Here is a 6,582-nt window from a genome sequence, read left to right as displayed (position 1 = left end):
CCTCAGGGAGCACGCATGGGAAGCCGCGAGGAGATCGTCGCCGCAGCCGCGACGGTCATGCGCGAGCAGGGCTACGCGCACGCCACGACCAAGGCGATCGCGCAGGCCGCGGGCTACTCGGAAGCCTTGCTGTACAAGCATTTCCGCGACAAGACCGCGCTCTTCCTGGCGGTGCTGAAAGAGGAGCTGCCCGACCTGGCCGCCACGGCGGCGCGGCTCGCCGAGCATCCGGAAAAGGCGGAACTCGGCGACAATCTCGCCGAGCTGACCGCCACCGCGCTGGCCTTCTACTGCGCGAGTTTTCCGATCTCCGTCTCGATCTTCTCCTCGCGCGACCTGCTCCGCACCCACCGGGACACCCTCGAAAACGGCCCCGACCTGCCGATCCAGCACGTCGCCGGCTACCTTGCCGCCGAGGTCAAGCTGGGCAGGCTGCGCGCCGATCTCGACGTCGAAGCCGCGGCCCGGCTGCTGCTCGGCGCGAGTTTCCAGGAGGCGTTCCTCGCGTCCTTCGAGGAACGCCCGCCGCGACCGGATCTCGCCCCGCGGCTCGCCGCGGCAATCGCGCGAATCGGCTAGTCGCGGTTCTTCCGCAATTCGTGCCACCGGTCGTACAGGTTGTTGACCTCGACCAGCATGAACGCCAGGAAGTCCCGCATCTCGGCCAGCCGCTTCCCGGCGGGAGTGTCCTCGCCGAGCGCGTCGATGCCCTCGGTGGCCGCGTCGCGCCACATGATCAGGAAACGGTCGCGCTTGAGGAAAGTCGCGTACCAGAGGTCGTCGTAGAGCTGGTAGTGGTCGCGACGCTCGCCGGGCTCGCGCACCTTCCGCACCAGGCCGATCTGGTCGAGATACCGCACGGCACCGGAGATCGCGGCCGGGCTCACCGACAGCTGCTCCGCCAGTTCCGCGGCCGTCAGCTGCCCCGAGTCGGTCGTCATCAGCGCCGCGAACACCCGCGCTGACATGCGCTGCATGCCGATCTGAGCCATCACCAGGCCCAGGCTTTCGACGTATCGGCGGACGGCGTCCTCGTCCCTCTTCGTCTCAGGCGTCGTCATCCGTCCATCCTCTCCCACGCGCGTCCAGAAGATCACTCGGTCCATACGTTTTCTTAACTTCACAACTTCATGAAAAGAGTGTAGCTTCCGAATCATGGGAAACGCCATCGCGATCTCCGGCCTGCGCAAGGCATTCGGCCGGGTGAAGGCCCTCGACGGCCTTGATCTTCAGGTTCCCGCGGGGGAAGTACACGGATTCCTCGGCCCGAACGGCGCCGGGAAGTCCACCACGATCCGCGTCCTGCTCGGACTGCTGCGCGCCGACGCCGGCGAGGTCCGGCTGCTCGGCGGCGACCCGTGGCGCGACGCGGCGAGCCTGCACCACCGGCTCGCCTACGTGCCCGGTGACGTCAACCTCTGGCCCAATCTGTCCGGCGGCGAGGTCATCGACCTGCTCGGCAGGCTGCGCGGCGGGCTCGACCAGAAGCGCCGCGAGGAACTCGTCGAGCGCTTCGACCTCGACCCGCGCAAAAAGGGCCGCACGTACTCGAAGGGCAACCGGCAGAAGGTCGCCATCGTCGCCGCACTCGCGTCCACTGTGGACCTGCTGCTGCTCGACGAGCCGACCTCCGGCCTCGACCCGTTGATGGAGGCCACTTTCCAGGAGGTCATCCAGGAGGAACGCGCGCAGGGCCGCACCGTGCTGCTGTCCAGCCACATCCTCGCCGAGGTGGAAGCCCTATGCGACAAGGTGAGCATCATCCGCAACGGCCGCACGGTCGAGTCCGGCACACTCGCCGAACTGCGCCACCTCACCCGCACGTCGATCACCGCGGAGCTGGCCGGACCGCCGAACGGTCTCGCCCGGCTCGCCGACGTGCACGACCTCAAAATGGACGGCAACCGCGTCCGCTTCGACGTGGAAACCCGTTCGCTCGAGGACGCGCTGCGCCAGCTGACCCAGATCGGCGTGCGCAGCCTGGAGAGCAGGCCGCCGACGCTCGAGGAACTCTTCCTGCGCCACTACGCGGACGAACTCGAGGCCGGGAAATGACCGGCGCGCTCACCGGCACCGGGCCGCTGATCCGGCTGGCCCTTCGCCGCGACCGGGTCATCCTGCCGATCTGGATCGTCCTGCTCAGCCTCATCCCGGTCGCCACGATCAGCAGCTACGACCAGTTCTATCCGACCGCCGCGAGCCGGGCCGGGCTCATCGCGTCGGCCGCCGCGAACCCGTCGTTCGCGCTGCTCTACGGCCCGGCGTTCAACCTCGGCACGGCGGGCGGGTTCATCGCCTGGCGGATGGGCGGGTTCCTGGCGCTGCTGACCGGCCTGATGGCGGTCTTCACGCTCACCCGGCACACCCGCGCGGAGGAGGACACCGGCCGCGCCGAGCTGCTGGCGTCCACTGTGGTCGGTCGATACGCGCCGCTCACCGCCGCGCTCGCGGTGACCGGCGGGGCGAGCGTGCTGATCGGCGTGCTGCAAGCGGTGACGCTCGCGGCGAAGGTTCCCGCGGCAGGCTCCGTCGCGCTCGGCGCGAGCACTGCGCTCGCCGGGCTGGTTTTCACCGGTGTCGCCGCGGTCGCCGTACAACTCGGCGAGTACTCGCGCACCGCGAACGGCATCGGCACGGCCGTGCTCGGCGTCGCGTTTCTGTTGCGTGGCGCGGGTGATTCGACCACCGACGCGCATTGGCTGTCGTGGCTGTCGCCGCTCGGCTGGTCACAGCAAATCCGGCCGTTCGCCGAAGAACGTTGGTGGGTATTGATTTTGCCCCTCGCGCTCACGCTCGTACTGGTTGCCGTGGCTTATGCGCTGCTACCGCGCCGCGACGTCGGCGTCGGCCTGCTTCCGCCGCGACTCGGCCCGAGTGAGGCCGCGCCGTCGCTGCGGTCGCCGTTCTCGCTGGCCTGGCGGCTGCAGCGGGGTCCGTTGCTCGGCTGGCTGGTCGGGCTCGCGGTCGGCGGCGCGTTGTTCGGGACGATCGCGCAAGGCATTTCCGGCCTGGTCGGCGGTACCGAGCAAAGCAGGCAGATCTTCGAGCGGCTCGGCGGTTCGCACGGTCTGGTCGACGCGTTCCTCGCCACGATGGTGAGCCTGTTCGCGATGCTCGTTTCGCTCTACGGCGTCCAGGCGACCCTGCGGATGCGCACCGAGGAGACCTCGCTCCGGCTCGAACCGCTGCTGGCCACGCGGGTCGGACGGCTGCGCTGGGCCGCGAGCCACCTGGTGTTCGCGTTCCTCGGCAGCGCGTTGCTCGTGCTCGTCGGGGGCGTGCTGCTCGGGCTGTCGAACGGATTGCGCGGCGGGGACGTCGGCCGGTCGGTCGGGAACATGGTCGCGGCCGTCGCGGTGCAGGTGCCCGCGGCGTGGGTGATCGTCGCGGTGGCCGCGCTGATCTTCGGGCTCCTGCCGAAACTGGCGACCGCTGCCTGGGGCGTGGCGGCGCTGGCGTTGCTGATCAGCATGTTCGGACCGGTCGTCAACGCGCCGCAGGTGCTGCTGGACGTCTCGCCGTTCCAGCATCCGCCGAAGGTGCCCGGCGCGGTGTTCACCGCGGTGCCGCTGGTGGTGCTGCTGGCCGTCGCGGCGGTCGTGCTGGCGGCGGGCCTGGCCGGCTGGCGGCGGCGCGACGTCGGCTGACGTCAGCGTTCGTCGCGAAAAAACCCGGTGGTCGGGCCGAGCGTGGTCGGCGGGGGCGCCGGCGGGCTCGACACCGTGGGGGTGACCGACACCGTGGCCGTGGTCGTGCGCGGCGGCGGGGCCGGGAGTGCCGGCGGGCGCTCGGTCACGGTGATCGGCGGCAGAGGGAGGCCGGTCACCGTGACCGTCACCGGCTGCACGGGCTGCGGGATGGGCGGCGACGACTCCCCGGCCGGACGCGGAGTGCGACCGGCTACCAGCAACGCGGCGATGAGCAGTCCGCCCGCCAGGCCGGCAAGCCCGGTCACGACGACATAACCCCAGGTGGGAGCGGTGTCCGACATCCGGCACCTCCTCGCCGCACGGTCACTCGGCTACGAGGGTTCGTCGCGTTGATCATAGGCGTCGTTACGCACTGTGCAACTTGATATCTACTGACTCAACTTATGTAACACTGATCCTATGAGGGGGATTCTTCGCTCGCCGGACTTCCGGCGGCTCTGGCTAGCCGACGGCCTCAGCCAGGTCGGCAACCGCATCGATTTCCTGGTGATTCCCCTGCTAGCCACCACGACGCTCGCCGCGTCCGTGGCCGAGGTTTCGCTGCTGCGGACGCTGAGCACGCTCCCGTATCTGCTGCTCGGACTGCAGGCGGGCGCGTGGTGCGACCGAATGCGCAACCGGCCGGTGCTGATCACCGCCGACCTCGCCCGCGCGGTGCTCATCGGCTCGGTGCCGCTCGCCGCGCTGTTCGGGTCGCTGACGCTGGGCCATCTGTATGTCGTCGTGTTGCTGGCCGGCGGGTTCACTGTCTTCTTCAACGTCGCGCACCAGACCTACCTGCCGAACCTCGTCGAGCGCGGCCAGTTGCCCGACGCGAACGCCCGGCTGCAGACGAACCTGTCCGTCGCCGCGCTCGCCGGACCCGGCCTTGGCGGGATGATCGTGCAGTTCGTCGGGGGCGCGGGCGCGATGGCGCTCGACGCGGCGACCTACCTGTGGTCCGCCGCGTGGCTGCGCCGGATTCGCACGCCGGATGTGCGGCCCGAACCTGCCGAGCGGAACCTCCGCCGGGAAATCGCCGAAGGGGTGCGGACGGTGCTGCGCCACCCGATCCTGCGCGCGATCACCGTCCACAGCGCCGTTTCGAGCCTGTTCCAGTCGATGTTCATGGCGGTGTCGATGGTGTTCATGGTGCGAGACCTGCATCTGACGCCGTTCACGATCGGGCTGCTCGGCACGCTTTCGCTCACCGGAGCACTGCTGGCCAGCCTGGTCGCCCGACGACTCGGTGCCCGCTTCGGTGCCGCGCGCGCCCTGTTCATCGGCGGTGCCGTGTACAGCATTTCGTTCCTGCCCAACGCTTTCGCGACGCCAGGATGGGGTCTCGCCTGGTACATCGCGGGCGGGATCGGGTCGAGCTTCGGGATCATCGTGCTCGGCGTGTTCGAGACGAGTTTCCAGCAGGCGGTCACCCCGCACGAGCTGCTGGGCCGGGTGTCGTCGGTGTCGCAGACGGTCGTTTTCGGCGTCGCCCCGCTCGGCAGTCTGCTCGGCGGCTTCATCGCCGAACTCACCACAACCCGGGTCACGCTGTACGTGTGCGGAGTCGGAGTGCTTGCGGCGTCGGCGATTCTCGTTGCTTCGCCGCTTCGCAAGCTGCGTGATCTGCCGCTAGCCGAGGGTGCGATCAAGAACGATTAGGGGAACCGCAAGCGCGGCGAGGACAGCTCCGATGAGGCTGACCGACGTGAGGGCATGGGTCAGCACGGCTGCCGCCAGGGCCGGCGTCGCGCTGATTCCCAGCTGGAATGCCGAAACCGTGGTCGCCCCAGCGAGAGTCGGGGCGTCGGCGGCGATGGCGAAAACCCGGCCGTAGATCGCGGGATTCAGCACGAAAGCGGCGACCCCGAGCAGGAACACTGCGGGAAGCACCGCCCACCAGCTGTGGACGGCGAAAACCATGCCGACCGAAAGAAGCACGATCGCGGCGGCTCCGGCGAGCAGCGCGGAGTGGGGCCGCTGATCGGAAACGCGCCCGCCGATGGACAAGCCAGCGAAAGCACCGAGCCCGAAAAGCGCGAGCACCGCGGGGATCCACCCCGTCGGGACGCCAGTGATGTCGGCCAGCATTGCCGAGAGGTAGTTGAACGTGATCATGTACGCCGCGGTCGTCAGGATCGTGATCCCGTAAATCCCCCAGAGCCGCGGTTTGCGAATGGTGGCGAGTTCCCGCGACACGCTCGGTCGTGCCGCGGAGCCGGTGTTCGCCGCCGGGATGCCGAGCGAGCAGGCGACGATTCCGGCGAGCGTCAGTGCGACCACAGCCCAGAATCCGCCGCGCCACTGGGTGAAATGGCTGAGCAAGGTACCCGCCGGTCCGCCTGCGACCATGGCGACGCTCAGACCGCTCACCACGACTCCGGAGGCGCGGGCGTTGCGCTCCGGGGTGACCAGGCTGATCGCAGTCACGGAAGCGACAGCGAAGAAACCGGCGTAGGCGACCCCCGAGACCACCCTGCTCACCAGCAGGACCGGGTAGTCGCCCAGCAGCCCGGCGGCGATGCTGACCGCGAACACTCCTTGCGTGGCCAGCAGCGCGGTGCGGCGGGGCCAGCGCAAGCTGAGCACGGCGAACGGCGGGCCCCCGAATACGACCCCGAGCGCGAACGCGGTGATGAGAAATCCGGCGGAGGACAGCGAAACCTCAAGGTCGTCCGCTGCCGCGGGCAGCACGCCCGCCAGAAGGAACTCCGCGCTGCCCATCGCGAACAGGCTGAACGCGAGCAGGTAGACGCCGATGGGCAGGCGCGCGGAACTCCGGGGTGTTTCGACGGTCTCGCTGGTCATGAACGGGCAAACCTCCGTGGTCTGGGCGCGTCAGCACCTCCGCGTCCAGCATCGGAAGACTCGACCGGAAGCGGCAAGAAACGTT

Annotated in this window: 7 protein-coding genes; 4 read left to right on the top strand and 3 right to left on the bottom strand. The window is 69.2% G+C overall.

What is annotated here, in order from left to right:
- A partial coding sequence (locus SSMG_RS40375) for a TetR/AcrR family transcriptional regulator (RefSeq protein ID WP_286157105.1) occupies window positions 1–579 on the top strand: 579 nt, incomplete at its 5' end.
- Here SSMG_RS40375 and SSMG_RS40370 read toward each other — a convergent pair.
- Window positions 576–1,061, bottom strand: a complete 486-nt coding sequence (locus SSMG_RS40370; RefSeq protein ID WP_009086036.1) for a GbsR/MarR family transcriptional regulator — start codon at window positions 1,059–1,061, stop codon at window positions 576–578. The two genes, SSMG_RS40375 and SSMG_RS40370, sit on opposite strands and share 4 nt — an antisense overlap.
- Window positions 1,062–1,155: 94 nt before the next feature.
- Between SSMG_RS40370 and SSMG_RS40365 the strand changes: the two genes are divergently transcribed.
- Both SSMG_RS40365 and SSMG_RS40360 read left to right on the top strand, forming a co-directional pair.
- The gene (locus SSMG_RS40365; RefSeq protein WP_009086035.1) at window positions 1,156–2,055 is read left to right on the top strand and encodes an ABC transporter ATP-binding protein; all 900 of its coding nucleotides are present in this window, start codon (window positions 1,156–1,158) and stop codon (window positions 2,053–2,055) included.
- Entirely contained in the window at window positions 2,052–3,647 is a 1,596-nt protein-coding gene (locus SSMG_RS40360; protein ID WP_009086033.1) for an ABC transporter permease, read from the top strand. Before SSMG_RS40365 ends, SSMG_RS40360 begins: the two co-directional genes overlap by 4 nt.
- A gap of 2 nt (window positions 3,648–3,649) precedes the next feature.
- On the opposite strand, the gene SSMG_RS40355 is transcribed toward SSMG_RS40360, so the two are convergent.
- Complete coding sequence (locus SSMG_RS40355) at window positions 3,650–3,991, bottom strand: hypothetical protein (RefSeq protein ID WP_009086031.1); 342 nt, start codon at window positions 3,989–3,991, stop codon at window positions 3,650–3,652.
- A gap of 118 nt (window positions 3,992–4,109) precedes the next feature.
- On the opposite strand from SSMG_RS40355, the gene SSMG_RS40350 reads away from it, so the two are divergent.
- The gene (locus SSMG_RS40350; RefSeq protein ID WP_009086030.1) at window positions 4,110–5,351 is read left to right on the top strand and encodes an MFS transporter; all 1,242 of its coding nucleotides are present in this window, start codon (window positions 4,110–4,112) and stop codon (window positions 5,349–5,351) included.
- On the opposite strand, the gene SSMG_RS40345 is transcribed toward SSMG_RS40350, so the two are convergent.
- Window positions 5,322–6,497 (bottom strand): MFS transporter, encoded by a 1,176-nt coding sequence (locus SSMG_RS40345; RefSeq protein ID WP_009086028.1) that lies wholly within the window; start codon window positions 6,495–6,497, stop codon window positions 5,322–5,324. The two genes, SSMG_RS40350 and SSMG_RS40345, sit on opposite strands and share 30 nt — an antisense overlap.
- Window positions 6,498–6,582 lie beyond the last annotated feature (85 nt).

The organism is Streptomyces sp. AA4 (genome assembly GCF_000158875.1).
Lineage (GTDB): Bacteria > Actinomycetota > Actinomycetes > Mycobacteriales > Pseudonocardiaceae > Amycolatopsis.
This window is presented reverse-complemented; position numbering and strand designations above follow the sequence as displayed.

Excerpts from the sequence above, each read along its gene's own strand:
- SSMG_RS40365 (WP_009086035.1), top strand. The coding sequence starts at position 1,156 with ATGGGAAACGCCATCGCGATCTCCGGCCTGCGCAAGGCATTCGGCCGG.
- SSMG_RS40345 (WP_009086028.1), bottom strand. The coding sequence starts at position 6,497 with ATGACCAGCGAGACCGTCGAAACACCCCGGAGTTCCGCGCGCCTGCCC.
- SSMG_RS40370 (WP_009086036.1), bottom strand. The coding sequence starts at position 1,061 with ATGACGACGCCTGAGACGAAGAGGGACGAGGACGCCGTCCGCCGATAC.
- SSMG_RS40350 (WP_009086030.1), top strand. The coding sequence starts at position 4,110 with ATGAGGGGGATTCTTCGCTCGCCGGACTTCCGGCGGCTCTGGCTAGCC.
- SSMG_RS40355 (WP_009086031.1), bottom strand. The coding sequence starts at position 3,991 with ATGTCGGACACCGCTCCCACCTGGGGTTATGTCGTCGTGACCGGGCTT.
- SSMG_RS40360 (WP_009086033.1), top strand. The coding sequence starts at position 2,052 with ATGACCGGCGCGCTCACCGGCACCGGGCCGCTGATCCGGCTGGCCCTT.